The sequence below is a fragment of the Pseudomonas sp. Leaf15 genome (assembly GCF_001421425.1).
Lineage (GTDB): Bacteria > Pseudomonadota > Gammaproteobacteria > Pseudomonadales > Pseudomonadaceae > Aquipseudomonas > Aquipseudomonas salomonii.
In genome coordinates this window covers 337,590-361,507 of the sequence record NZ_LMKI01000012.1, presented here as the reverse complement: position 1 = coordinate 361,507, position 23,918 = coordinate 337,590, and the positions used below count along the sequence as shown (strand labels likewise).

Here is a 23,918-nt window from a genome sequence, read left to right as displayed (position 1 = left end):
TTTGTGATGAAGTTAGCCATTGTTACCGCCTGCCCGAACGGCATGGTCACCAGTGTGCTGTGCGCCCGCTTGTTGGACGCCGCCGCGCAGCGCCAGGGCTGGAGCACCAGCACCGAAGTCGTGGATGTGCAGCGCCCGGAACGGGCCTTGTCCCAAGCGACTATCGACGCGGCCGAGTGGGTGTTGCTGGTCAGCAGCACGCCGGTGGATATGCAGCGGTTTGTCGGCAAGCGTGTATTCCAGAGCACGCCGGCCCAGGCGCTGGCAGATGTCGACGCGGTGCTGCGCCGTGGCGCCGAAGAAGCCCAGGAATACGTCGCCAGCCAAGCCCCGGTGGCGGCGAAGAATGCCCCGCGCATCGTCGCGATCACCGCCTGCCCGACCGGCGTGGCCCACACCTTCATGGCCGCCGAAGCCTTGCAGCAAACGGCCAAGCGCTTGGGTTATGACTTGCAGGTCGAGACCCAGGGTTCGGTGGGCGCACGCACGCCGTTGAGCGCGCAGGCCATCGCCGATGCCGATGTGGTGTTGCTGGCGGCGGATATCGAAGTCGCCACCGAGCGTTTCGCCGGCAAGAAGATTTACCGCTGCGGCACCGGCATCGCCCTCAAGCAGTCCGAGGCCACGCTCAATAAGGCGCTGGCCGAAGGCGCGGTAGAAAACGCCGGCAGCGGTGCGGTCGCCAAAAAAGAAAAAACCGGCGTGTACAAACACCTGCTCACCGGCGTGTCGTTCATGTTGCCGATGGTGGTGGCGGGCGGGCTGTTGATCGCTTTGTCATTTGTGTTCGGCATCCATGCTTTTGAAGAAAAAGGCACCTTGGCCGCCGCCCTCAAAACCGTCGGCGACCAGGCCTTTATGCTGATGGTGCCGTTACTGGCGGGCTACATCGCTTATTCGATTGCCGACCGTCCGGGCCTGGCGCCGGGCATGATCGGCGGCTTGCTGGCGGGCACCTTGGGCGCCGGGTTTATCGGCGGCATCCTGGCCGGTTTTCTGGCTGGTTACTGCGTCAAACTGATCACCCGCGCGGTGCAGTTGCCGCAAAGCCTGGAGGCGCTCAAGCCGATCCTGATCATCCCGCTGCTGGCGAGCCTGTTCACCGGCCTGGCGATGATTTACCTGGTCGGTCCGCCGGTGGCGCGGTTGCTCACGGGGCTGACGGATTTTCTCAGCACCATGGGCACCACCAATGCGGTGCTGCTGGGCATTTTGTTGGGCGGCATGATGTGCGTGGATTTGGGCGGGCCGATCAACAAGGCAGCGTATGCGTTTTCGGTCGGCCTGCTGGCCGCGTCCAGCGGTGCACCAATGGCGGCGACCATGGCCGCTGGCATGGTGCCGCCGATCGGCATGGGCATCGCCACCTTCCTGGCGCGGCGCAAGTTCGCCCAGACCGAACGCGAGGCGGGCAAGGCCGCGATGATCCTGGGCCTGTGCTTTATCTCTGAAGGCGCGATTCCATTTGCCGCCAAAGACCCGCTGCGGGTGATCCCGGCCAGCATCGCCGGTGGCGCCTTGACCGGCGCGCTGTCGATGTATTTCGGCTGCAAACTCGCCGCGCCCCATGGCGGTTTGTTTGTGTTGGTGATTCCGAATGCGATGAACCATGCACTCCTGTATTTGCTGGCGATTGTGGCGGGCAGCCTGGTGACCGGGTTGGTGTATGCGCTGATCAAGCGTCCGGAGGCGGCGGAGCTGTCGGTCACTTCAGCCAAGGCCTGACACTGTTCAAAATGTGGGAGCTGGCTTGCCTGCGATTGCTTTCTGTCAGTCACCCTTTCAGTGGCTGATTCACCGCTATCGCAGGCAAGCCAGCTCCCACAGTTGATCTCCAGTGTTCTTTCTGGCGGTGTCACATCCGCTTCATGCTCCCGTGTTTAAGTTGCCCTTTTGATACTCAAGAGGGCACCTGCATGAGCCACTTCGATCTCGGCCGTCGCCGCGTGATGCAAGCCGTTGGCGCCGGTTTGTTGCTGCCAGGGCTGGCGCCGGCGGTGATCGCCTCGGTCAAGGACCGCCCGCAACTCACCGATGGCGTGCAGTCCGGCGACTTGCTGGGCGACCGCGCGATGATCTGGAGCCGCAGCGACCGCCCGGCGAAGATGGTGGTGGAGTGGGACACCCGCAGCGTGTTCAGCAACCCGCGCAAATTCATCTCGCCGCTGGCCGACAGCCGCACCGACTTTACCGCCCGCGTCGAACTCACCGGGCTGCCGGTCGATCAGGCGATTTTCTACCGTGTGCACTTTGAAGACGCCCAGACCGGCGTCGCCAGCGAGCCGTGGTTCGGCCACTTGCGCAGCGTGCCGCAGCAGCGTCGCGACATCCGTTTTGTGTGGAGCGGCGACACTGTCGGCCAGGGCTTCGGCATCAACCCGGACATCGGCGGCATGCGCATTTATGAAGCCATGCGCCTGCGCCTGCCGGACTTTTTTATCCACAGCGGCGACACCATCTACGCCGACGGCCCGGTGCCGGCGCAGCTGACCGTTGAAGACGGGCGCATCTGGCGCAACATCACCACCGAAGCCAAAAGCAAAGTCGCCGAAACCCTCGACGAATATCGCGGCAATTACCGCTACAACCTGCTGGATGAAAACGTGCGCCGCTTCAATGCTGAAGTGCCGCAGATCTGGCAGTGGGACGACCACGAAGTGATCAACAACTGGTCGCCGAGCAAGGTGCTCGATGAGCGTTATCAGACCAGGGACATCAACACCTTGGTCGGCCGCGCACGCCAGGCCTGGCTGGAGTATTCGCCGATGCGCCGCCAGAGCGCCGATGGCGGTGGGCGCATTTATCGCAAGCTCAGCTACGGGCCGTTGCTGGATGTGTTTGTGCTGGACATGCGCAGCTATCGCGGGCCTAACGACGACAACCTGGGCGGCGAAAAGCCCTTTATGGGCCGTGAGCAACTGGACTGGCTCAAGCGCGAACTCAAGGCCTCCCAGGCGCAGTGGAAAGTCATCGCCGCCGACATGCCAATCGGCCTCGGCGTGCCCGACGGTGAAGTCAGCCCCGGCGTGCCACGTTGGGAAGCCATCGCCAACGGCGACCCAGGCCCGGCCCAGGGGCGTGAGTTGGAGATTGCCGAGCTGTTGGGTTTTTTACGCGTGCAGCAGGTGCGCAACCATGTGTGGCTGACGGCGGATGTGCATTACTGCGCGGCGCATCATTACCACCCGGACCGCGCGGCGTTTCAGGATTTCGAGCCGTTCTGGGAGTTTGTGGCGGGGCCGCTGAATGCGGGGAGCTTCGGGCCTAATCAGCTGGATAAAACCTTCGGGCCGGAGGTGGTGTTCCAGAAGGCTCCGCATGCGCAGAACACCTCGCCGTTTGCCGGCTTTCAGTTTTTTGGTGAGGTGCAGATTGATGGGCAGACGGCGGAGTTGACCGTGATCCTGCGCGACTTGGATGGGGTCTCGGTGTTCGAGCAAAAGCTGCAGCCCGCTTGAGGACGATCGTTCCCACGCTCTGCGTGGGAACGCCGCCATGGACGCTCCGCGTCCGCTTTTAGGGCGGTGACGCGGAGCGTCACAGGATGCATTCCCACGCAGAGCGTGGGAACGATCGGTATGAGGGCTTAGTACACATCCCGACGATAGCGGCCCTGCTCAATCAAGCGCTCCACCGCTTCGCTGCCCAGCACCTCGTGCAGCACTTGATCCACACCCGTGGCCATGCCCTGCAAGCTGCCGCACACATAAATCGCGGCGCCTTCGGCCAGCCATCGACGCAATACGTCTGCCGATTCGCGCAGGCGGTCCTGTACGTAGATTTTCTCTGTCTGGTCGCGGGAAAACGCCAGGTCCAGCAGGGCCAGGTCTCCGCTGGCCAGCCAGCCTTGCAGCTCGTCCTGGCAGAGGTAGTCGTGGGCGATATTGCGTTCGCCGAACAGCAGCCAGTTGCGCTGCTGGCCATCGGCGATGCGCGCTTTAAGCAAACTGCGCAGGCCGGCCAGGCCGGTGCCGTTGCCCAGCAGGATCAGCGGCACCGGCGCTTCGGGCAAGTGGAAGCCACTGTTGCGGCGCAGGCGCAGGCTGATGCCGGAGCCGATGGCGGCGTATTCGGTCAGCCAGCCGGAGCCCAGGCCCAGGCTGCCGTCGGGGTGGCGTTCCTGGCGTACGATCAACTCCAGCACGCCGTCGCTGGCGATCGAGGCGATGGAGTATTCGCGCATGCCCAAGGGCACCAGTGCGTTGACCAGCGCTTGTGCGTGCAGGCCGACCAGGTGCGCGCGGTTGTCCGGCAGTTGGCGGGTGGCCAAAGCCTGGTTGAGGGTTTGCGCCAGGCCGTCGATCAACACACCATCGCTGCCGACCAGGCCCAGGCCGGCGAGGAAATGCTCGATGGCCCACGGGCAATTGCGCGGCAGCACTTCCACCAGGTCACCGGCCAGCCAGCTTTGCGGCGCAGGCGGTGTGAGGCCCAGCAGGTAGATGTCTGAGCCTGCGCTGTCACGGTTAAGCAGGGTGCGATGGCTAAGGGTCCAGTTTTCAAACTGAGGCGCCTGCCAGGCCGCTGCCGGTGCGTGGCCGGTGAGTTGGCCCAGTTGCTGTTGCCATATCAGCAGTGCTTCGCTGTCGCCGCTGTCGACTTCCACCGGCGCGAACAACGGCGTGCCGCCCTGGTGGGTCAGCCAGAAATGCAGGCGCCGGGCAAAGCCGCAGAAGTGTTCATATTGGCGATCACCCAGGGCCAGCACCGAGTAGTTGAGGCCTTTGAGCGACAAGTTCTGGCCCAGCACGCTGCGCTCAAACCCCCGCGCACTGTCAGGCGCTTCGCCATCGCCGAAGGTGCTGACCACGAACAGCGCGTGCTGTGATTGGCTCAAGTCGTCCTGACTGACACTGCCCAGCGGCTGCACCTTCACCGGCAAACCGGCGGCCTGCAATTGCCCGGCGGTTTGCCAGGCCAACTGTTCGGCGAAACCGCTCTGGCTGGCAAAGCCGATCAGCCAGGCCGGCGCGTCGCTGTGGTTGGCGCCGAGGCCTTTGCGGGCGTCGCGCACCTGGCGTTTTTTGCGGCGACGGTCCAGGTACAGCAGCCAGCCGGTAATAAAGAACAACGGCATCATCAGCGAGCTGAGGGTGAGGATGATCCGCCCGGTCCAGCCGAAATAGCTGCCGGTGTGCAGTGCATAAATGCTGGTGAGCAATTGGGACTTGAGCGTCTTGCTGGCGTATTGGTCGTGGGATTTGACCTCGCCGGTGCCCGGGTCCAGGTTGATCTGGTTCAGCGCGCGGTCGTGGGGCGATGAGTTGAGCAGGTAATACACGATGGCCGGCTGCCCGGCGACGGCCGGCATGCGAATGTTGTAGGCGATCAAACCGGGGCCGGCGTTGGCGTAGATGCTGCTCCATATGGCGTCGTAGTTGGCCACCGGCGCCGCGCCTTCGGGCGGCGGGCCGCGTTTGCGCAGGCGCTCGTTTTGCGGTGCGTCGGACAGCAGTTTGTTCAGGCCCTGGCTGTACCAGTCATAGGACCAATACAGGCCGGTGAGCGCCGAGAACAGGTAGAACAGCAGGCACCAGGTGCCGAATACCGAGTGCAGGTCCCAGTTGAAACTGCGGCCTTTCTTGCGCCAGTCCAGCGTCAGCCAGGCGCGCCAGCTCGCCACCTGGCGCGGCCAGCGCAGGTACAGGCCCGAGAGGCAGAAGAACACCAGGAGCAGGGTGCAGGCGCCGGTGATGTTTCGCCCGGTTTCACCCATGGCGAGGAAGCGGTGCAACTGCAAGATAAAGCCCAGCACATCCTGGCCGACGGCGTCGCCCCTGTAGTCGCCGGTGTAGGGGTCGAAGTAGCGCATCAGGCCACGCCGTTCGCCCGGCGGGGCGGTGAAGAACACGCGCGCGGCGTTGCCGCTGTCGCTTTCCACCCACAGCATCGACACGGTCTTGCCTTCGGTGGCCTCAAGTTTGCGCACCAGTTCGGCAGGCGGCAGCACACCGGCTTCGCGTTTTTCGACCTTCAAGACTGTGGGGTTCAGCGCCCGCAGGATTTCATCCTGAAACGAGACCGCAGCCCCGGTCATCCCCATCAACGCCAGCACCAGCCCGGCAGTGATGCCGAAGAACCAGTGCAATTGGAACAGGGTTTTTTTCAACACGTCGGACCGCCTCGCTCATCTGGATGTCGTTGCCACGGCGCGCATTATGCCGTGGGTTAACGAGAAAAATTCTGTTTTACACGCAAAAGCCCCACGCATCCGATGCGTGGGGCTTTTGGCTGAACGTTGACCGGGTTTAGAAGTGGAAACTGGTGGTCAACAGCGCCGTACGCCCGGCGGCCTGGTTGGCAAAGTGCGCCGCGTAGGCTTTGTCGTAGTAGGTCTTGTCGGTCAGGTTTTGCACGTTCAATTGCAGGTCGACGTTCTTGGTCAGCTTGTAGCTGGCCATCGCGTCGTAGCGGGTGTACGCCGGTACGTAGACGGTGTTGGCCGGGTCGCCGTACACCTGATCGACGTAGAACGCGCCGCCGCCGATGGTCAGTTTTGGCGTGATGTCGTAAGTGGTCCACAGGCTGAAGGTGTTCTTCGGCGTGTTGGGCATTTGGTTGCCTTTGTTGGAGCCGGCAGACACTACGTTTTGACGGTTGCCGATCTTGCCTGGGTCGACCAGTTCGCTTTTCAGGTAGCTGTAGCCGGCAAACACTTGCCATTGATCGGTGAGCTTGCCGCTGGCCGACAATTCCAGGCCATCAACACGGGATTCGCCGCCGTTTTCGAAGGTGTTGGAGTCCACCAGGATTCGCGTGTTTTTCTTCTCGGTACGGAACACGGCTGCCGTCAACGACAGGCGGTTGTGGAACAGGTCCCACTTGGTGCCCAGCTCGTAGTTGACGGTTTCTTCGGGTTTCAGGTCGCTGGTGTTGATGCCGGTGACGAAGCCATTGGTTTCTTGCCCTTCACCCACCAGGCCGCCGACCGGCTGTGCCGAGGTGGCATAGGAGGTGTAGATGCTGCCGTTTTCCAGTGGCTTCCAGACCAGACCCGCCTGCCAGTTGAAGAATTGGCTGTCGTCCTTGAGCTTGCTGCGGCCAGCAGCGGCGTTGGTGTTGGCTTCTGTATCAAAGGTGTCGTAACGCAAGCCGACGTTCAGCAGCCATTTGGGGTCCAGCTCGATGGTGTCGAACACATAGGCGGCGCGGCTGGTGGCCTTGGTGTTGGTGCCCAGGTAGTTGCGGGCTACGCTGCCGGTCCAGGCGTCATCCGGTGTCGGGTTGCTCAGCGAGGTGCATTGGCCGCCGAGGCTGCCTTTGGCCACGGTGCAGGTCGGGTTGCTGTTCGGGCTGACGGTGTAGCCGCTGACGCGGGTTTCTTCACCGGTGAGTTCCAGGCCGGTGGAGTACGAGTGCTTCATGCCCGCCAGTTGGAAGTTGCCGAATAGATCGGTCTGGTTGGTGGTGGTGTCGGTGGTCGACACGCGGGTGTTGGCGCGGCGCCATACGGTGCCGAAACGGCTGACGTTGCGCTGGCTGTCATCCGGCTGAGTGAGTACGTAGTCCTGGCCGGTGCTGCCATGGCGCAGGGTGTTTTTCAGCGTCATGTTGTCGTTCAGGTCGTGCTCGATGGAGAACGTGCTGATATCGGCGCGGGTCTTGCGGAAATCGCGATCTTTCAAGCCGTAGAAGTTGTTGCTGTCGCCGCCGTCGGTGGGCTTGTCATGCCCGTGGGCAGTGGCGGTCGGCGAGCTGTAGCCATACGGAATGCCCGAGTCCGGGAGGTCGTTGCTTTCCATGTGGTAGTAGCTGAAGTTGACGCGGGTCGATGTGCCCAGGCCGAAAGTCAGCGACGGTGCCACGCCCCAGCGGTCGTAGTTGATGGTGTCGCGGCCGGCCACATTCTGCTCGTGGCTCATCAGGTTCAAACGGAACGCGGCGTTGTCGAGGAACTGACGGTTCACGTCGAGTACGTAGCGGCGGGTCTGGTCGGAGCCGTAAGTGAAACCGCCGTTGGTGAAGTCACGCGCCTGTGGCGTCTTGCTCACCAGGTTGATGCTGCCGCCGGCCGAGCCACGACCGCCGAACGAGGAGTTGGGGCCTTTGCTGACTTCGATCGATTCGATGTCGAAGATCTCGCGGCTCTGGCCGCCAGTGTCGCGCACGCCATCCAGGTAGGTGTCGCCCTGGGCGTCAAAGCCACGGATGAACGGGCGATCGCCCTGGGGGTTGCCGCCTTCGCCGGCGCCAAAGGTGATGCCCGGCACGGTGCGCAAGGCATCCTGCAGCGAGGTGGCGGCGGTGTCTTTGAGCACTTGCTGCGGCACCACGGTGACCGAGCGCGGGGTGTCCACCAGTGGCGCGGTGTACTTTTGCGACGAGGCTTTTTCGACCTGGTAGGAGGTGTTGTCCTGTTCCTGGCCGGTAATGCTGGTGGCGCCGAGGGAGATGCTGTTGCGCTCGCCTTTTGGTTCGGTGCTTTCGGCCGCTTGCGCCAGTTGGGCGGCAGAGCTGGCACTGAGTGCAACGCCGATGGCCGAAGCCAGCATGCGCGGTGAACTGGCAGATGTTTTTTGCGTAGTGCGCGACATAACAAGTCCTTTCCCCAAGGAGGTGAGGCCGCGGAATATAGGGTCAACAAGACTTTCTATCAATTGCGATACATTACTATTCGCACTGAATTTACATTCTTTACACTTTTGCCTTACGGTTTTTACTCACTCATTCGTCCACCGCGTTTTACAGGGCGGATAAGAATCAATACCATTAGCGCCTCTCTGTTTTCAGGTATTGCCTCATGTTGCTGCATATTCCCGGCCTGTTCTCTCGCGAGGAGGTGCTGCGCATTCGCCAAGCCCTGGAAAACACTGAGTGGGCCGACGGTAAAATCACCGCCGGGCACCAATCCGCCAAGGCCAAGCACAACCTGCAGTTGCCCGAAGGCCACCCGCTGGCCAAGGAAATCGGCGCGGCGATGCTCGAGCGTTTGTGGAACAACCCGTTGTTTATGTCGGCGGCATTACCGCACAAAGTCTTCCCGCCGTTGCTCAACTGCTACACGGCCGGTGGCAGTTTTGACTTCCATATCGACAACGCCGTGCGCCAGGCGCGCGGCAGTCATGAGCGGGTGCGCACGGATTTGTCGTCCACGCTGTTCTTCAGCGACCCCGAGGAATACGACGGCGGTGAGCTGGAGATTCAGGACACCTTCGGTCTGCAACGGGTAAAACTGCCGGCGGGCGATATGGTCTTGTACCCCGGTTCCAGCCTGCACAAAGTCAACGCCGTGACTCGCGGCGCGCGCTACGCTTCATTCTTCTGGACCCAAAGCCTGGTGCGCGAAGACAGCCAGCGCACGTTGCTGTTCGAGATGGACGGCGCTATCCAGCAATTGACCCGTGACGTGCCCGACCACCCGGCGCTGATCCAGCTCACCGGCACCTACCACAACCTGCTGCGCCGCTGGGTTGAGGTGTGAGCATGGGTTTTTTATTGCGCCGCGAAGAAGTGCTCAACGTCGAGCAACTGCAAAGCATGCTCGACGACTCCCCGGTGCGCGCCGCCCAGGCGATTTTGATGGCGGCCAAGGAAGGCGTGGTCGACGCTCAAGCATTGCTCGGGCAGATCCTGCTGGAAGGGCGCGGCATTGCACGCGATGAAGCGCTGGCACTGCGCTGGTTCCAGATCGCGGCCCATGCCGGGCATACGATGGCGCGCAATATGGCCGGGCGTTGCCTGGAGCATGGCTGGGGTTGCGCCGTCGATGAAGCAGCGGCGGCGCGCAATTATCGTCTGGCGGCAGACGCTGGGCTGGATTGGGGCCAGTACAACTACGCGAATCTGCTGGCCACCGGCCGAGGTGTTGTTGAAGACCGGCCGCAAGCGCTGGCGTTTTACCGGCTGGCCGCAGAGCAGGGCCATGCCAAGTCGATGAACCTGCTGGGGCGGTATCTGGAAGACGGCCAGTATTGCCCTCAGGATCTGGAGGCGGCCGTAGCGTGGTATCGGCGCTCAGCCGAAGGCGGGGATTTTCGCGGGCAGTTCAGCTATGCGGCGGTGCTGGCTGATAGGGGCCAGATCGAGGAGGCGCTGGGTTGGCTGCGTCAGGCGCTGGCAGGCGGGAATCTCAAGTTTTTGTGTACGGCGCACAAGGCACTGGCAGCGGCCAACGACCCACAGATTCGCGCCATGGCCGACGCCTACCAAGAGCGCGCCGCGACCTTATGATCATTCCCGCGCTCTGCGTGGGAATGATCATCAACGTAGCCCCCATAAAAAAACCCATGACATGTCATGGGTTTTTTGTGTGCGCAGTTCTTACACGTAGAAAGACTTCAGCGGCGGAAAGCCGTTGAACTCAACCGCGCTGTAGCTGGTGGTGTATGCACCAGTCGACAGCCAGTACAAACGATCACCAATCGCCAGGTTCAGCGGCAGGCCGTACTTGTAGTTTTCGTACATGATGTCGGCGCTGTCGCAGGTTGGGCCGGCGATGACCACTTCTTCCATCTCGCCTTTCTTCTCGGTCCAGATCGGGAACTTGATGGCTTCGTCCATGGTTTCGATCAGGCCGGAGAACTTGCCCACATCCGTGTACACCCAACGCTCGACGGCGGTGCGCGATTTACGTGCAACCAATACCACTTCGCTGACCAGGATACCGGCGTTGGCGATCAACGAACGGCCTGGCTCCAGGATGATTTCCGGCAGGTCGTCGCCGAAATCTTCCTTGAGGAAGCGGATGATTTCTTCGGCGTAGGTTTCCAGGCTGTTGGTGCGGGTGATGTAGTTGGCCGGGAAGCCGCCGCCCATGTTGATCAGCTTGAGATGAATGCCGTCTTCTTCCTTCAGGCGCTCGAAGATCACTTTGACCTTGGCGATTGCCGCGTCCCACACGCTGATGTCGCGCTGTTGCGAGCCGACGTGGAAGGAGATGCCGTAAGGCACCAGGCCCAGGTCACGGGCGAGGATCAGCAGGTCCATGGCCATGTCGGTCTGGCAGCCGAATTTGCGCGACAACGGCCAGTCGGCCGTGGTCGAGCCTTCGGTGAGGATACGCACATACACTTTCGAACCCGGTGCGGCCTTGGCGATGTTGCGCAGGTCGGCTTCGGAGTCGGTGGAGAACAGACGCACGCCCTTATCAAAGAAGTAACGAATGTCCTTGGATTTCTTGATGGTGTTGCCGTAGCTGATACGGTCCGGGCTGACGCCACGGTCCATCACTTTATCCAGCTCGTAGATAGACGCGATGTCGAAGCTCGAACCCTTGTCTTTCAACAGGTCGATGATCTCGACGGCCGGGTTGGCCTTGACCGCGTAATAGACTTTGGCGAATTCGAAACCGGCGCGCAGGTCATCGTAGGCCTGGCTGATCATCGCGGTGTCGATCACCACGAACGGGGTTTCTTGCTTGTCGGCGAACGCCTTCATTTTGTCAAAAGTGGCGCGCGCGAAATAATCTTCGACGTTGATCGACATGCTGGGGACTCCTAAGGGCAAACTGTAGTAATCAATGGGTGCAACTGAACGTCCTCCGTATCCCCACTTTGGTTCGCCTACTTCCCAAGGCATGTCGCCGAAAGCAAAAAGGCCATGGGAATACCCGCTTCCCTTGGCCTTGCTGTCTCGTCGTCAGTACTTGAGCCGGATGGATCGTTTCCAGCATGGACGTTCGGCGCGAACTTTAGGACGTGAGGGGCCATAGATCAACTAAAAATGTCGCGTTTTTGCACGCGTTCGTCGTGGCGCGGTGCTGAGGTACGTTTTAACCGACCTGCGTGACAGGCAGATGTTCCCCCTCGTTTTTCGGCTGATGGCGAGACCGTTCGCAATGTTGCCCGCCAATGGGCCTGCTCGGCCCTGAAATTCGTTAGCCATTCTAGGCGCACCAGGCGGCGCTGGTTATGCACAAAAAATATAAAAATATATCCTGACCTGTAATTTATGACAGTAGTCAGTCTGCAGCAGTTGATAAATAATTTTAGTGTTGCTTTGTACATATAAAACTCCGCAGTCATGAATGGCCTGAAGTGTGAGAGCTGCCGTTTTATCGGTGGGGCGATGCCTTGCGCGTGAGGTTGGTAGTTCAAGTGTTTTGCGGTGGATATTACAACTGACAGATGGTGAGGGATCGCTCATGTATACGAAAAATACAAAGAAGGCTCTGAAGGTGTTGGTAGTCTTGGGAGGGGCATTTAGTTCGATGGGGCTGTACGCGAGTCCGGGCACGGATGCGGCGACAATGATGAAGTATTTGTATAATTTTACAGCGCGTGATTGCGGTAGCGGGCGGTTGGCTTCTGACTGCTCCGGTATCATTTTACGTGGCATTGACAGTAAACAAAGTTACTTGCCATGGGATCCCAGCCCCTATTCGCACACTCTGGAAGCTGGCGGTACCCCAGCGCAGTCCAATGGCGGCACATCGGTGTCCTATCTCAGGACCGACACCAGCTACGACGGGCTTGGCTTGAACAAATTCAACGGATTCGCCCTGACACCCAATGACCTCATCGACAATCAGACACAGTTCAAGATAACGGTGCTGTGTGCCTTTCCAATTGACTCATGGACGGGGAATCGCAATAACAAAGGGTGTGGCGATTATCTGGAAAATAATAATACTCTCGGCGTGACTGAAGATTATTGCCAGAAATTGAGTGTCAGCAATGCCAAGGCGTGGTTGGATCATTTTCATCGTCAGCCGACTAATCCTGGCTTGAAATCACATAAGTTTGAGTGTGGCTTTGACACGACCGCTGATTACTTTGGTACTTACAATAAGGCCGATGCGTTTAATACATTTGTTGAGGCTAGAAAGTTGTTGGCCAGTGACCCTGCCGACAAAGTAGACGCACAAATCACCCAAACGGAGCTACGCCTGTTGACTTGGCCGGATAATAAGTACTGGAACAGGGATTGGAATGCACCTAGGCCGCAGTTTGATGCACCGCTGGACCCGTCACTGGAGGTGAAAAAAACCTATAAACAGCTGCCTATAATGGCATTTGTCTATGTCAGTAACGTGGGCGTCATTCACTCGGATGACCGGGTTTTTCGTGCGCGAGACCTGGCTCAGGATGATCAAAGCCGGTGGCTCAAACAAGGCAATACCTGGAAGCCGGTGATTCATATGGAGTTGCCTCGAAACACCGGGGAAGACGCCATCTTCACCTATATCAAAAATGATCAGGCCGCTGATGCGCTGGAGCCGGTCGACCAACGATCTTGCGAAAAGTACATCGAAAAGGTCGAATGGACTGACAACTATCAGGAACCCGTCCTGGGGACTATTTCATCACTCAAGGTGACACCTACTGACTGCGGCAGGAAAGCGGGGGTGGGCAAAACCGACGTGGTGTATGCAGAATTGGCCAATCTGGCGGCTAATGATATGAGCAAGGAGTGGAACTTTGACCATTTGGGCAGCAGTATGCGTCGCCAATTGGCCTGCCATCTCGATTCTCCGGACATCGCTCAGAATAAGCCGACCTGGAGTCTGGAACCGCGTCGTCCGTATGTCGCCCATGATGTAATCATGAAGCTGCAAGGGGATAATAAGTGCAACCCAAACAGTAAAAATACGTAGGTTGTAAATTGTCGCCGCCGAGTGTCAAACGGCGGCGACATCGCGCATCAAGCCAAGGCTGTTTCAGCAGGCGACACAATACTGGTCTTGCCCCCACGCGACTTACCGGAACTCAGATACTCGGCAATCGATTCCTGGGTCACTTCACCGAGGAACACCCGCTCAGCGTCCATCACCGGCAACCACGAACGGTTGAACTCATACATACGCGACAGCAAAATGCGCAAATGCTCGTCGTACGCCGCCGTGGCGTTGAACTCGCGCAGGTACTGGCCGCACGTACCGGTCTGACGGTGCAGGTCGCGGCGTCGTACATACCCCAGTGCCTTGTTCTCGGCGCAGGTGACCACCACATAACGGCGGTCCGTCTCGTCCATCAACTCCAGCGCTTCGGCCACCGGGGTTTCCGGGCTTACCGACGGGGCGTTGTCCGCCGCGTCTTCGGCTTTCACCAGGAGCAGGCGCTTGAGGGTGCTGTCCTGGCCGACAAAGTTACTCACGAACTCGTCAGCCGGGTGCGCCAGCAGCGTGTCCGGGTGGTCGATCTGCAGCAGCTTGCCGGCGCGGAAGATTGCAATCTTGTCGCCCAGCTTGATGGCTTCGTCGATGTCGTGGCTGACCATGATCACGGTCTTGTTCAGCGCCCGTTGCATCTCGAAAAACTCGTTCTGGATCATTTCGCGGTTGATCGGGTCGACCGCGCCGAACGGCTCGTCCATCAGCAGCAGCGGCGCATCCGCCGCCAGCGCGCGGATCACGCCGATGCGCTGCTGCTGGCCGCCCGACAATTCGCGCGGGTAGCGATGCAGGTACTGCTTGGGTTCGAGCTTGATCATGCTCATCAATTCGCGAGCACGGTCATGGCATTTCTGCTTGTCCCAGCCCAGCAGCTTGGGCACCACCACGATGTTTTCTTCGATGGTCATGTTCGGGAACAAGCCGATCTGCTGGATCACATAGCCGATGTTGCGGCGCAGGGTCACTTCGTCGAGGTCGGTGGTGTCTTCGCCATTGATCAAAATCTTGCCCGAAGTGGGCTTGATCAAGCGGTTGATCATTTTCAGCGTGGTGCTCTTGCCGCAGCCCGACGGGCCGAGGAATACGCAAATCTCGCCTTCGTTGACGGTCAGGCTTACGTCGTTCACGGCAGATACGGTTTTGCCGTTGCTTTGAAAAGTCTTGGTCAGGTTTTGAAGTTCGATCATTTGAGCAGTCCTTTTGGAGTCAGCGAGCGTTGCAGCCATTGCAGAAGCAGGTCGGCGAAGATGGCCAGGAGACTGACCAGTACGGCGCCAACGATCAGCATCGACATGTCGCTGCGGCTGATGGAAGCCAGAATAAGTACACCCAGGCCACCGGCGCCGATGGTGGCGGCGATGGTCATGACGCCAATGTTCATCACCACGGCGGTGCGCACACCGGCGAGGATCACCGGCACGGCGATCGGCAGTTCGACCATGCGCAGGCGCTGGCCGAAGGTCATACCGATGCCTTTGGCGGCTTCGCGAATGCCCGGCTCAACGCCGGTCAATGCCAGGTAGGTGTTACGCATGATCGGCAGCAGCGAGTAGAGGAACACGGCGGTGATCGCCGGCATCGGCCCCAGGCCCTGGCCGAACTTGGAGTAGAACGGCAGCAGCAGGCCGAACAGCGCGATGGACGGCACGGTCAGCAGCACCGTGGCGCTGGCTTGCAGTGGGCCGGCCAGGGTCGGGAAGCGCGTCATCAGCACGCCGAGGGGCACACCCACGACGATTGCCAGGATGACCGCAATGCCTACCAGCGTGATGTGCTGCCAGGTCAGGTGCAGGACTTGGGCCCAATCAAGATGGGAAAAGGCGTTCAGGAATTCCATGTCTTCTCCTCTTAGTTGATCGGATGTTGGCGCAGGAAATCTGCGGCCACGGCGGACGGGCTTTCATGGTCGACGTCGACCCGTGCGTTCAACTGGCGCATGGTTTCGTCGTCGAACAGCGCGGCCAGTGGTTTCAGGTCGGCGGCCAATTGCGGGTGGGCGTCGAGATAAACCTGACGCACCACCGGCGCGGCGGTGTAGTCCGGGAAGTAGTGCTTGTCGTCTTCCAGCAGCTTCAATTTGAAGGCATTCAGGCGACCGTCGGTGGTGTAGACCAAGCCCGCAAACACCTGGCCATTACGCAGCGCGGTGTAGACCAGGCCGGCGTCCATCTGCCGAGTGTTTTTGCGCGTGAGGTTCATGTCGTACAGCTTGACCATGCCCGCCAGGCCGTCGGAGCGGTTGGCGAACTCGGTGTCCAGGGCCACCAGGCGGTTTTCCTTGGTGTGTTGCGCCATGGCTTGGGTGAGGTCGCTGATGCTGTTGATCTCAGGGTGTTCCTTGGCCACTTTTTCAGGCAGTGCCAGGGCGTAGGTATTGCTGAAGTGCGACGGAGAGAGCCAGACCAGGCCTTTTTTCGCGTCGAGTTCTTTCACCCGAGCGTAGGACTGTTCACTGTCGAGCTTCTCATCGACGTGGTTGTAAGCCACCAGCGACACGCCGGTGTACTCCCAGATCAAATCCAGCTGCCCGCTTTCCTGGGCACTGCGCGCCAGGTTACTGCCCAGGCCGCCGGTCACGCGGGTGTCGTAGCCTTTGGTGCGCAGGTATTGGGAGGTGATTTCGGCGAGCAGGGTCTGTTCGGTGAACACCCGGGCGCCGATGCGAATTACCGGTTGTTCGGCGGCTTGCGCAATGCCTGCAAACAGCAGGACGCAGCTCAATATCAAGGTCAGTTTTTTCATGTGATTTCCTTTGCCAAGCCTTAAGACGCACGCACTCCGCGTTCCAGCCAGAGGCGGCTGGCCATGGTCACCAGACCGTCGAGCAGCAAGGCCAGCAGCGCGGTGCACGCTGCGCCGAGCAGCAGTTGCGGCTGATTGTTCAGGGCGATGCCGGGAAAAATCAGGCTGCCAAGGCTGTTGGCGCCAATCAGGAACGCCAGTGGCGCAGTACCCACATTGATCGCCAGGGCCACGCGCACGCCGCCGATGATGATCGGTACGGCGTTAGGCAGTTCCACCCGAAACAGCACCTGGCGCGGCGTCATGCCGATGCCGGTGGCGGCTTCTTTGAGTGAGCCTTGAACGTTTTTGAGGCCTTCGTAGGTGTTGCGCACGATGGGCAGCAACGAGGCGAGGAACAACGCGAAGATGGCCGGGCCACTGCCGATGCCGAGGACGCCGAGGGCGATGGCCAGTACGGCCAGGGGAGGGACGGTGTTGCCGATGTTGAATATCTGCATGAAGCGTTCTGCGCGCCCTACCATGTTCGGTCGGCTGAGCAGGATACCGGCGGGGATGCCCACAACGAGGGCGGCCAGCATGGAGACTAGAACGAGGATCAGGTGTGCCTGCAGGTAAAACAACAAATCGTCGCGGTACAGTTCGATCGTGTTGATGCCGATCCAGTGGACCAGCAGGGCCAGGAGTGCGACGACAACCGCACCTCCTATCAGCCCTTTGCCATAGCGAATAGCCACAGGCGGACTCCTTTTTTTCTTTTGTCGGCGAACACATTCTCCGGCGGCAATGCCATTGCTGGCTGCCTTCGAATGTGTTCGCGAAAAGCAGCTCGCCGATACCGGCAACGCGGTATGCGATCGAGCCATGAGCGCAGCCTCGTCAGGCTAACTTGCTGATTTTTCAGCCCCTGTTCCGAGTGCGGCAGCAGGGGAGTGGACGTCTCTACCTTTTAAAAGGTTCCACACTTGGCAGCATTTAGCCACCCCCAATCGGGTGAACGGTGGTCCGGCGCCTGGGGTTTGCGCTATACTCGCCGCCCTTTTTTGACTCACCTGCCAGGCGATTTCCCATGACCCACCAGGCCGCCGAAGTCGCGAAACGCCGCACTTTCGCCATTATTTCCCACCCCGATGCCGGTAAAACCACCATCACCGAGAAGCTGTTGCTGATGGGCAAGGCAATCGCTGTGGCCGGCACGGTGAAATCCCGCAAATCCGACCGCCATGCGACATCCGACTGGATGGAGATGGAGAAGCAACGGGGTATTTCCATTACCACGTCGGTCATGCAGTTCCCGTATCGCGACCACATGGTCAACCTGCTCGACACCCCCGGCCACGAAGACTTCTCCGAAGACACCTACCGCACCCTGACTGCGGTGGACTCGGCCTTGATGGTCCTCGACGGCGGTAAAGGCGTTGAGCCACGGACCATCGCGCTGATGGACGTGTGCCGCCTGCGTGACACGCCTATCGTCAGCTTCATCAACAAACTCGACCGCGACATTCGCGACCCGATCGAGTTGCTGGATGAGATCGAAGCGGTCCTGAAGATCAAGGCCGCGCCGATCACCTGGCCGATCGGCTGCTACCGCGACTTCAAGGGCGTGTACCACCTGGCTGATGACTACATCATTGTCTACACCGCCGGCCACGGTCACGAACGCACCGAAACCAAGATCATCGAAAAACTCGACTCGGACGAAGCCCGCGCCCACCTGGGTGACGAGTACGACCGTTTTGTCGACCAGCTGGAACTGGTGCAGGGCGCTTGCCACGAGTTCAACCAGCAGGAATTCCTCGACGGCCAGCTGACGCCGGTGTTCTTCGGTACTGCCCTGGGCAACTTCGGTGTCGACCACGTGCTCGACGCCGTGGTGGATTGGGCACCCAAGCCTCTGGCCCGTGTTGCCAACGAGCGCACCGTGGAACCGGTCGAAGATAAATTCACCGGCTTCGTGTTCAAGATCCAGGCGAACATGGACCCCAAACACCGCGACCGTATCGCCTTTATGCGTATCTGCTCCGGCAAATACGAAAAAGGCATGAAGATGCGCCACGTGCGCACCGGCAAGGACGTGCGCATCGGCGACGCCCTGACGTTCTTCTCTTCCGAGCGTGAACAGCTGGAAGAGGCGTTTGCCGGCGACATCATCGGCCTGCACAACCACGGCACCATCCAGATCGGCGACACCTTCACCGAAGGCGAAGCCCTGGGCTTTACCGGTATCCCGCACTTCGCCCCGGAACTGTTCCGCCGCGTACGCCTGCGTGACCCGCTCAAATCCAAGCAACTGCGCCAAGGTTTGCAGCAGCTGGCGGAAGAGGGCGCCACCCAGGTGTTCTTCCCCGAGCGCAGCAACGACATCATCCTCGGCGCCGTCGGTGTGCTGCAGTTCGATGTGGTCGCCAGCCGCTTGAAAGAGGAATACAAGGTCGAATGCTCCTATGAGCCAATCACCGTGTACTCCGCGCGCTGGATCGATTGCAGCGATAAGAAGAAGTTGGAAGAGTTCTCCAACAAAGCCGTGGAAAACCTGGCGATCGACGGCGGTGGTCACCTGACCTACCTGGCGCCGACGCGGGTCAACCTGGCGCTGATGGAAGAGCGCTGGCCGGATGTGAAATTCCGTGCGACGCGCGAACACCACTAAGGTCCGCGCGGTACACCAAAGGGCGAAGCTGTCATGGCTTCGCCCTTTTTTGTGCGCGCGCTGCCGACCTGATGTGGGAGCTGGCTTGCCTGCGATAGCGGTGTGTCTGTCACTAATAGGGTTACTGACAGACCGCCATCGCAGGCAAGCCAGCTCCCACCGTTGATCTTCATCTGTCAGTGGCATTGGCGAGAACCCCGCATTCGGGCTAGCGTATTCAAATACTTCACCCATTCACCGACGGATCCGGAGGCGACCTTGCGTATAACTCAACGTGCCGTCCAACTGATGTTGCTGGCGGCTTTGGGCCTGGCCGGCGCAGCGGCGCTGGCGGATACCGGCACGCCACAGTGGAAAGACACGGGCCCGGTCACCAAGAAAAAGCAGAAGGAAGCCAACTCCGGCAGTTGGCAGCCCCAGGCTCAGCCGGCCCCCAAGGAAGATCAAGAAAACCCCTACAACGAAGGTGAGGACAGCGAAACCTACGATGACGGCGATACCTGAGGCCTTATTGGCATAAACCCGAGAACGGAACTAGCTTCATTCACAGCGCCGGTCGAACGCTGGCGCACGTGTTTCACTGACTGGACGGAAATCGACCATGACTATCTTTCAACGTTTGGTGCTGTTGCTGAAAGTGTTGGTGATGTTATCGCTGGGCGCTTCATCGGCGTGGGCCAGTACGGCTGTGCAGAGCCAGGCGCCGGGTTATGTGGCGGCGAAGACGGCGCAGGTGGGTGGCTTGCAGTTGGCCAAGAGCGAGGCAGAGCCTGGTGATGAAGACCAGGGCGGTTCCAAGGATGACGATGACCAGCAAGCGCCGCCAGATGACGATGACACCCCTGAAGGTGACAGCGATACCTGAGTCGAGATGAAAAAAAGCCCCGCCTGCCGGACTGATGCGCAATCCGACGGGTGGGGCGGTAGAACTCCTCTAAGTCGATCGTCCCCACGCTCCGCGTGGGAATGCATCCTGTGACGCTCTGCGTCACGCCTTAATCGAGCGACGATCCAGCGACCTCGTCAGGCCACAAACTGCTCCGCATAGTGGCAAGCCACCTGACGGTTATCCAATGCGCGCAACTGCGGCTCCTCACTGCTGCAACGCGCCGTGGCATACGGGCAGCGCTTGTGGAATGCGCAGCCAGGCGGCGGGTTCAGCGGGTTGGGCAGTTCGCCGACGATCTTGATCTTCGGCTTGTTCGGGTCCGGGTGGATGGTCGGGGTGGCCGACAGCAGCGCCTGGGTGTACGGGTGCAGCGGGCGCGCGTAGATGTCTTCCTTGGGGCCGACTTCCACCGGGCGACCGAGGTACATCACCATCACGTCGTCGGCGACGTGTTGCACCACCGCCAGGTTGTGGGAGATGAACACGTAGGCGGTGTTGAATTCCTGCTGCAAATCCATGAACAGGTTGAGTACCTGGGCCTGGATCGACACGTCCAGCGCCGAGGTCGGCTCATCCGCCACCAGCACCTTGGGTTGCAGCATCATGGCGCGCGCCAGGGCGATGCGCTGGCGCTGACCGCCGGAGAACATGTGCGGGTAGCGCTGATAATGCTCAGGGCGCAGGCCCACTTGCTTCATCATCGCCTGCACCTTCTCGCGGCGTTCGGCGGCGGACAGGTTGGTATTGATCAGCAGCGGCTCGCCGAGCTGGTCACCGACCTTCTGGCGCGGGTTCAACGAGGCGTACGGGCTCTGGAACACCATCTGCACGTCTTTGCGCAATTGCTTGCGCTGGGCCTTGTCGGCGCCGGCCACTTCCTGGCCGGCGATTTTCAAGGAACCGGACGACGGCTCTTCGATCAGCGTCAATGCACGGGCCAGGGTGGATTTGCCGCAACCCGATTCGCCTACCACGGCGAGGGTCTTGCCGGCTTCCAGTTCAAACGACACACCATTGAGCGCGCGTACCAGTGCGTGGCCCTTGAACAGGCCACGGGACACTTCGTAGTGACGGGTGAGGTCGCGGGCGGTAAGAACGACGGCCATTACGCCACCTCCTGGTTCAAGGGGTAGAAGCAGCGCGCGAGGCTGTTGCTTTTCGGGTCAAGGCCGGGGCGCTGGGCACGGCAGGATTCCTGCACATACGGGCAGCGCGGCGACAGCAGGCAACCCTGCGGGCGGTCATAACGACCGGGCACGATACCCGGCAGCGTGGCCAGGCGCGTGGCGCCCAGGCTGTGCTCGGGGATCGCCTTGAGCAGTGCTTCGCTGTACGGGTGCGCCGGAATGTCGAACAGTTGCGGCACCTGGCCGACTTCCACGGCCTGGCCGGCGTACATCACGCACACGCGCTGGGCGGTTTCAGCCACGACCGCGAGGTCGTGAGTGATCAGCACCAGGCCCATGTTCTGCTCTTTTTGCAGGGCCAGCAGCAGTTCCATGATCTGCGCCTGAATGGTCACGTCCAGTGCCGTGGTCGGTTCATCGGCGATCAGCAGTTTCGGCTCGCCGGCAATGGCCATGGCGATGGCCACACGCTGGCTCATACCACCGGACAGTTGGTGCGGGTAGGCATCCATACGGCTGGCAGCGCCCGGGATTTCTACCTTTTCGAGCAGTTCGATGGCGCGCTTGCGTGCTTGCTTGCCGGACATCTTCAGGTGCAGACGCAGCACTTCTTCGATCTGGAAACCCACGGTGTAGCTGGGGTTCAGCGCGGTCATCGGGTCCTGAAACACCATCGCCAGGTCTTTGCCGACGATTTGGCGGCGCTGGCGGTTGCTCAGCTTGAGCATGTCCTTGCCGTCAAAGTTCAGCGCGTCGGCGGTGACGATGCCGGGGTGTTCGATCAGGCCCATCAGCGCCATCATGGTCACGGATTTACCCGAGCCCGACTCGCCAACGATCGCCAGTACTTCGCCTTTGTCGACCGAAATGTCGAGGCCATCGACCACCGGCACGGCGGTCTTGTCGCCGAAGCGCACGTTGAGATTCTTGATTTCTAACAGTGACATGGGAATCTCCTCAGGCGGCGTTCTTGAGTTTCGGGTCCAGCGCATCGCGCAGGCCGTCACCCATCAAGTTGATTGCCAGCACGCTGAGCAAAATGGTCAAACCAGGCAGGCTCACCACCCACCAGGCGCGTTCGATGTAGTCACGGGCCGAAGCCAGCATGGTGCCCCACTCAGGGGTTGGCGGTTGTACGCCAAGGCCGAGGAAGCCCAGGGCCGCAGCATCGAGGATCGCCGAAGAGAAGCTCAAGGTAGCCTGTACGATCAGCGGCGCCATGCAGTTGGGCAGCACGGTGATGAACATCAGGCGTGGCAGGCCGGCGCCGGCGAGGCGGGCGGCGGTCACGTAGTCACGGTTCAGTTCGCCCATCACCGCGGCGCGGGTCAAGCGCACATAAGACGGCAGCGACACGATAGCGATGGCGATCACGGTGTTGATCAGGCCAGGGCCGAGGATTGCGACGATGGCTACAGCCAGCAGCAGCGACGGCAGGGCCAGCATGATGTCCATCAAGCGCATGATGGTTGGGCCGAGCATGCGCGGGAAGAACCCGGCGAACAGACCCAGCAGGATGCCCGGGATCAGCGACATCACCACCGACGACAAGCCGATCAGCAACGACAGGCGCGAACCCTGGATCAGGCGTGAGAGCAGGTCACGGCCCAGTTCGTCGGTGCCCAGCAGGAACTGCATCTGCCCACCTTCCAGCCAGGCTGGCGGGGTGAGCAGGAAGTCGCGGTATTGCTCGCTCGGGTTATGCGGCGCCACCCACGGGGCAAACAGCGCGCAAAACACCACCAGCAACATGAACAGCAGGCCGGCAACCGCGCCTTTGTTCTTGGAGAAGGCTTGCCAGAATTCTTTGTACGGGGACGGGTACAGCAGGCTTTGATCGACTGCTGACACTTGAGTAGGTGTGGTCATGGTCATGATCTCAGCGCTGGTGACGGATGCGTGGGTTGGCGAAGCCGTAGAGGATATCCACCACGAAGTTCACCAGGATCACCAGGCAGGCGATCAACAAAATGCCGTTTTGCACCACCGGGTAGTCCCGCGCGCCAATGGCTTCGATCAGCCATTTGCCGATGCCGGGCCACGAGAAGATGGTTTCGGTCAGTACCGCACCGGCCAGCAGGGTGCCGACTTGCAAGCCGACCACGGTCAGCACCGGAATCAGCGCGTTACGCAGGCCGTGCACGAATACCACGCGCGCCGGCGACAGGCCTTTGGCCTTGGCGGTACGGATGTAGTCTTCGCGCAGCACTTCGAGCATCGACGAACGGGTCATCCGCGCAATCACCGCCAGCGGGATGGTGCCGAGCACGATGGCCGGCAGGATCAGGTGGTGCAGGGCATCCCAGAATGCGTCCGGCTCGTCAGCCAGCAGGGTGTCGATCAGCATGAAGCCGGTGCGCGGCTCGATGTCGTAGAGCAGGTCGATACGCCCGGAAACCGGGGTCCAGCCCAGGCTCACCGAGAAGAACATGATCAGGATCAGGCCCCACCAGAAGATCGGCATCGAATATCCCGCGAGGGAGATGCCCATCACCCCATGGTCGAACAGGGATCCTCGTTTAAGGGCCGCGATCACCCCGGCCAACAGGCCCAGGATACCGGCGAACAACAGGGCGGCCATGGACAGTTCCAGGGTCGCAGGGAAGAGGGCGGTGAATTCGGTCCACACGCTGGTGCGTGTGCGCAGCGATTCGCCGAGGTCGCCGTGGGCGAGCTTGCCTACATAGTCAAAGTATTGCGCATAGAGCGGCTTGTTCAGGCCAAGGCGTTCCATTGCCTGTGCGTGCATCTCGGGGTCGACACGGCGTTCGCCCATCATGACTTCTACGGGGTCGCCGGGAATCATGCGAATCAACGCAAACGTGAGCAACGTGATGCCGAAAAACGTGGGGATCAATAACCCCAATCGGCGGGCAATAAAACTAAACATCTTGTTGTGTACCTCAATCAGCCGGTTAGGCAGGTTCGGCACCGTCAATGTCGACGGTGCCGAGC

19 protein-coding genes are annotated in these 23,918 nt (G+C 60.6%); 8 read left to right on the top strand and 11 right to left on the bottom strand.

Translation table 11 applies throughout. The features are described 5' to 3' along the window. Nucleotides 1-6 precede the first annotated feature (6 nt). Together ASE80_RS11965 and ASE80_RS11960 are read left to right on the top strand one after the other, a co-directional pair. Nucleotides 7-1,725 carry a PTS fructose-like transporter subunit IIB gene (locus ASE80_RS11965; RefSeq protein ID WP_056859071.1) on the top strand — a complete coding sequence of 573 codons (1,719 nt, stop codon included), beginning with the start codon at nucleotides 7-9 and terminating at the stop codon, nucleotides 1,723-1,725. 191 nt (nucleotides 1,726-1,916) lie between these two features. Further along, the gene (locus ASE80_RS11960; RefSeq protein WP_056859070.1) at nucleotides 1,917-3,458 is read left to right on the top strand and encodes an alkaline phosphatase D family protein; all 1,542 of its coding nucleotides are present in this window, start codon (nucleotides 1,917-1,919) and stop codon (nucleotides 3,456-3,458) included. Between the two features lie 128 nt (nucleotides 3,459-3,586). Here the strand turns inward: ASE80_RS11960 and ASE80_RS11955 are convergent, their stop codons facing one another. Then, on the bottom strand, nucleotides 3,587-6,112 hold the full coding sequence (locus tag ASE80_RS11955; protein ID WP_056859069.1) for a PepSY domain-containing protein: 2,526 nt from the start codon (nucleotides 6,110-6,112) through the stop codon (nucleotides 3,587-3,589). 136 nt (nucleotides 6,113-6,248) lie between these two features. Beyond that, the gene (locus ASE80_RS11950) at nucleotides 6,249-8,534 is read right to left on the bottom strand and encodes a TonB-dependent receptor (RefSeq protein ID WP_056859068.1); all 2,286 of its coding nucleotides are present in this window, start codon (nucleotides 8,532-8,534) and stop codon (nucleotides 6,249-6,251) included. A 206-nt stretch (nucleotides 8,535-8,740) separates the two neighbouring features. On the opposite strand from ASE80_RS11950, the gene ASE80_RS11945 reads away from it, so the two are divergent. Together ASE80_RS11945 and ASE80_RS11940 are read left to right on the top strand one after the other, a co-directional pair. Beyond that, nucleotides 8,741-9,421 carry a Fe2+-dependent dioxygenase gene (locus ASE80_RS11945; protein ID WP_056859067.1) on the top strand — a complete coding sequence of 227 codons (681 nt, stop codon included), beginning with the start codon at nucleotides 8,741-8,743 and terminating at the stop codon, nucleotides 9,419-9,421. Between the two features lie 2 nt (nucleotides 9,422-9,423). Then, nucleotides 9,424-10,170 (top strand): tetratricopeptide repeat protein, encoded by a 747-nt coding sequence (locus tag ASE80_RS11940; RefSeq protein ID WP_056859066.1) that lies wholly within the window; start codon nucleotides 9,424-9,426, stop codon nucleotides 10,168-10,170. A 90-nt stretch (nucleotides 10,171-10,260) separates the two neighbouring features. On the opposite strand, the gene ASE80_RS11935 is transcribed toward ASE80_RS11940, so the two are convergent. Beyond that, nucleotides 10,261-11,424, bottom strand: a complete 1,164-nt coding sequence (locus ASE80_RS11935) for a type III PLP-dependent enzyme (RefSeq protein WP_056859065.1) — start codon at nucleotides 11,422-11,424, stop codon at nucleotides 10,261-10,263. A 658-nt stretch (nucleotides 11,425-12,082) separates the two neighbouring features. On the opposite strand from ASE80_RS11935, the gene ASE80_RS11930 reads away from it, so the two are divergent. Further along, entirely contained in the window at nucleotides 12,083-13,534 is a 1,452-nt protein-coding gene (locus ASE80_RS11930; RefSeq protein WP_082463602.1) for a DUF2599 domain-containing protein, read from the top strand. Nucleotides 13,535-13,581: 47 nt separating this feature from the next. On the opposite strand, the gene ASE80_RS11925 is transcribed toward ASE80_RS11930, so the two are convergent. The 4 genes from ASE80_RS11925 to ASE80_RS11910 are packed head-to-tail and all read right to left on the bottom strand — an operon-like array spanning nucleotide 13,582 to nucleotide 17,031. Beyond that, nucleotides 13,582-14,739, bottom strand: a complete 1,158-nt coding sequence (locus tag ASE80_RS11925) for an osmoprotectant ABC transporter ATP-binding protein OsmV (protein WP_053131666.1) — start codon at nucleotides 14,737-14,739, stop codon at nucleotides 13,582-13,584. Next, nucleotides 14,736-15,389 (bottom strand): ABC transporter permease, encoded by a 654-nt coding sequence (locus ASE80_RS11920; RefSeq protein ID WP_027604864.1) that lies wholly within the window; start codon nucleotides 15,387-15,389, stop codon nucleotides 14,736-14,738. The genes ASE80_RS11925 and ASE80_RS11920 overlap by 4 nt, the downstream gene beginning before the upstream one ends. Nucleotides 15,390-15,400: 11 nt before the next feature. Further along, a complete protein-coding gene (locus ASE80_RS11915; RefSeq protein WP_056859064.1) occupies nucleotides 15,401-16,294 on the bottom strand; it encodes a glycine betaine ABC transporter substrate-binding protein in 894 nt (297 codons plus the stop codon). A 20-nt stretch (nucleotides 16,295-16,314) separates the two neighbouring features. Further along, nucleotides 16,315-17,031, bottom strand: coding sequence for an ABC transporter permease (locus ASE80_RS11910; RefSeq protein ID WP_017138291.1), 717 nt, complete (start codon nucleotides 17,029-17,031; stop codon nucleotides 16,315-16,317). Between the two features lie 332 nt (nucleotides 17,032-17,363). On the opposite strand from ASE80_RS11910, the gene ASE80_RS11905 reads away from it, so the two are divergent. The 3 genes from ASE80_RS11905 to ASE80_RS11895 all read left to right on the top strand — a co-directional run bounded on the left by ASE80_RS11905 (nucleotide 17,364) and on the right by ASE80_RS11895 (nucleotide 19,812). After that, nucleotides 17,364-18,947 (top strand): peptide chain release factor 3, encoded by a 1,584-nt coding sequence (locus tag ASE80_RS11905; protein ID WP_056859063.1) that lies wholly within the window; start codon nucleotides 17,364-17,366, stop codon nucleotides 18,945-18,947. 258 nt (nucleotides 18,948-19,205) lie between these two features. Next, the gene (locus tag ASE80_RS11900) at nucleotides 19,206-19,451 is read left to right on the top strand and encodes a hypothetical protein (RefSeq protein ID WP_056859062.1); all 246 of its coding nucleotides are present in this window, start codon (nucleotides 19,206-19,208) and stop codon (nucleotides 19,449-19,451) included. Between the two features lie 97 nt (nucleotides 19,452-19,548). Next, the gene (locus tag ASE80_RS11895; RefSeq protein WP_056859061.1) at nucleotides 19,549-19,812 is read left to right on the top strand and encodes a hypothetical protein; all 264 of its coding nucleotides are present in this window, start codon (nucleotides 19,549-19,551) and stop codon (nucleotides 19,810-19,812) included. 158 nt (nucleotides 19,813-19,970) lie between these two features. On the opposite strand, the gene ASE80_RS11890 is transcribed toward ASE80_RS11895, so the two are convergent. From ASE80_RS11890 to ASE80_RS11875, 4 genes are read right to left on the bottom strand one after another with little or no spacing between them, the layout of a single operon-like run. Then, complete coding sequence (locus tag ASE80_RS11890; RefSeq protein WP_017138288.1) at nucleotides 19,971-20,942, bottom strand: peptide ABC transporter ATP-binding protein; 972 nt, start codon at nucleotides 20,940-20,942, stop codon at nucleotides 19,971-19,973. After that, nucleotides 20,942-21,910 (bottom strand): ABC transporter ATP-binding protein, encoded by a 969-nt coding sequence (locus tag ASE80_RS11885; RefSeq protein ID WP_017138287.1) that lies wholly within the window; start codon nucleotides 21,908-21,910, stop codon nucleotides 20,942-20,944. Before ASE80_RS11885 ends, ASE80_RS11890 begins: the two co-directional genes overlap by 1 nt. 10 nt (nucleotides 21,911-21,920) lie before the next feature. Continuing rightward, nucleotides 21,921-22,832: an ABC transporter permease subunit gene (locus ASE80_RS11880; RefSeq protein WP_056859205.1), complete on the bottom strand. Its 912-nt coding sequence runs from the start codon at nucleotides 22,830-22,832 to the stop codon at nucleotides 21,921-21,923. Between the two features lie 10 nt (nucleotides 22,833-22,842). Next, the gene (locus ASE80_RS11875) at nucleotides 22,843-23,853 is read right to left on the bottom strand and encodes an ABC transporter permease subunit (protein WP_056859204.1); all 1,011 of its coding nucleotides are present in this window, start codon (nucleotides 23,851-23,853) and stop codon (nucleotides 22,843-22,845) included. Nucleotides 23,854-23,918: the final 65 nt, after the last annotated feature.

What these genes read in the sequence shown, in the direction of transcription:
- ASE80_RS11885 (WP_017138287.1), bottom strand. Translation starts at nt 21,910, where the DNA reads ATGTCACTGTTAGAAATCAAGAATCTCAACGTGCGCTTCGGCGACAAG.
- ASE80_RS11890 (WP_017138288.1), bottom strand. Translation starts at nt 20,942, where the DNA reads ATGGCCGTCGTTCTTACCGCCCGCGACCTCACCCGTCACTACGAAGTG.
- ASE80_RS11875 (WP_056859204.1), bottom strand. Translation starts at nt 23,853, where the DNA reads ATGTTTAGTTTTATTGCCCGCCGATTGGGGTTATTGATCCCCACGTTT.
- ASE80_RS11915 (WP_056859064.1), bottom strand. Translation starts at nt 16,294, where the DNA reads ATGAAAAAACTGACCTTGATATTGAGCTGCGTCCTGCTGTTTGCAGGC.
- ASE80_RS11925 (WP_053131666.1), bottom strand. Translation starts at nt 14,739, where the DNA reads ATGATCGAACTTCAAAACCTGACCAAGACTTTTCAAAGCAACGGCAAA.
- ASE80_RS11920 (WP_027604864.1), bottom strand. Translation starts at nt 15,389, where the DNA reads ATGGAATTCCTGAACGCCTTTTCCCATCTTGATTGGGCCCAAGTCCTG.
- ASE80_RS11945 (WP_056859067.1), top strand. Translation starts at nt 8,741, where the DNA reads ATGTTGCTGCATATTCCCGGCCTGTTCTCTCGCGAGGAGGTGCTGCGC.
- ASE80_RS11895 (WP_056859061.1), top strand. Translation starts at nt 19,549, where the DNA reads ATGACTATCTTTCAACGTTTGGTGCTGTTGCTGAAAGTGTTGGTGATG.
- ASE80_RS11935 (WP_056859065.1), bottom strand. Translation starts at nt 11,424, where the DNA reads ATGTCGATCAACGTCGAAGATTATTTCGCGCGCGCCACTTTTGACAAA.
- ASE80_RS11905 (WP_056859063.1), top strand. Translation starts at nt 17,364, where the DNA reads ATGACCCACCAGGCCGCCGAAGTCGCGAAACGCCGCACTTTCGCCATT.
- ASE80_RS11960 (WP_056859070.1), top strand. Translation starts at nt 1,917, where the DNA reads ATGAGCCACTTCGATCTCGGCCGTCGCCGCGTGATGCAAGCCGTTGGC.
- ASE80_RS11950 (WP_056859068.1), bottom strand. Translation starts at nt 8,534, where the DNA reads ATGTCGCGCACTACGCAAAAAACATCTGCCAGTTCACCGCGCATGCTG.
- ASE80_RS11930 (WP_082463602.1), top strand. Translation starts at nt 12,083, where the DNA reads ATGTATACGAAAAATACAAAGAAGGCTCTGAAGGTGTTGGTAGTCTTG.
- ASE80_RS11940 (WP_056859066.1), top strand. Translation starts at nt 9,424, where the DNA reads ATGGGTTTTTTATTGCGCCGCGAAGAAGTGCTCAACGTCGAGCAACTG.
- ASE80_RS11965 (WP_056859071.1), top strand. Translation starts at nt 7, where the DNA reads ATGAAGTTAGCCATTGTTACCGCCTGCCCGAACGGCATGGTCACCAGT.
- ASE80_RS11880 (WP_056859205.1), bottom strand. Translation starts at nt 22,832, where the DNA reads ATGACCACACCTACTCAAGTGTCAGCAGTCGATCAAAGCCTGCTGTAC.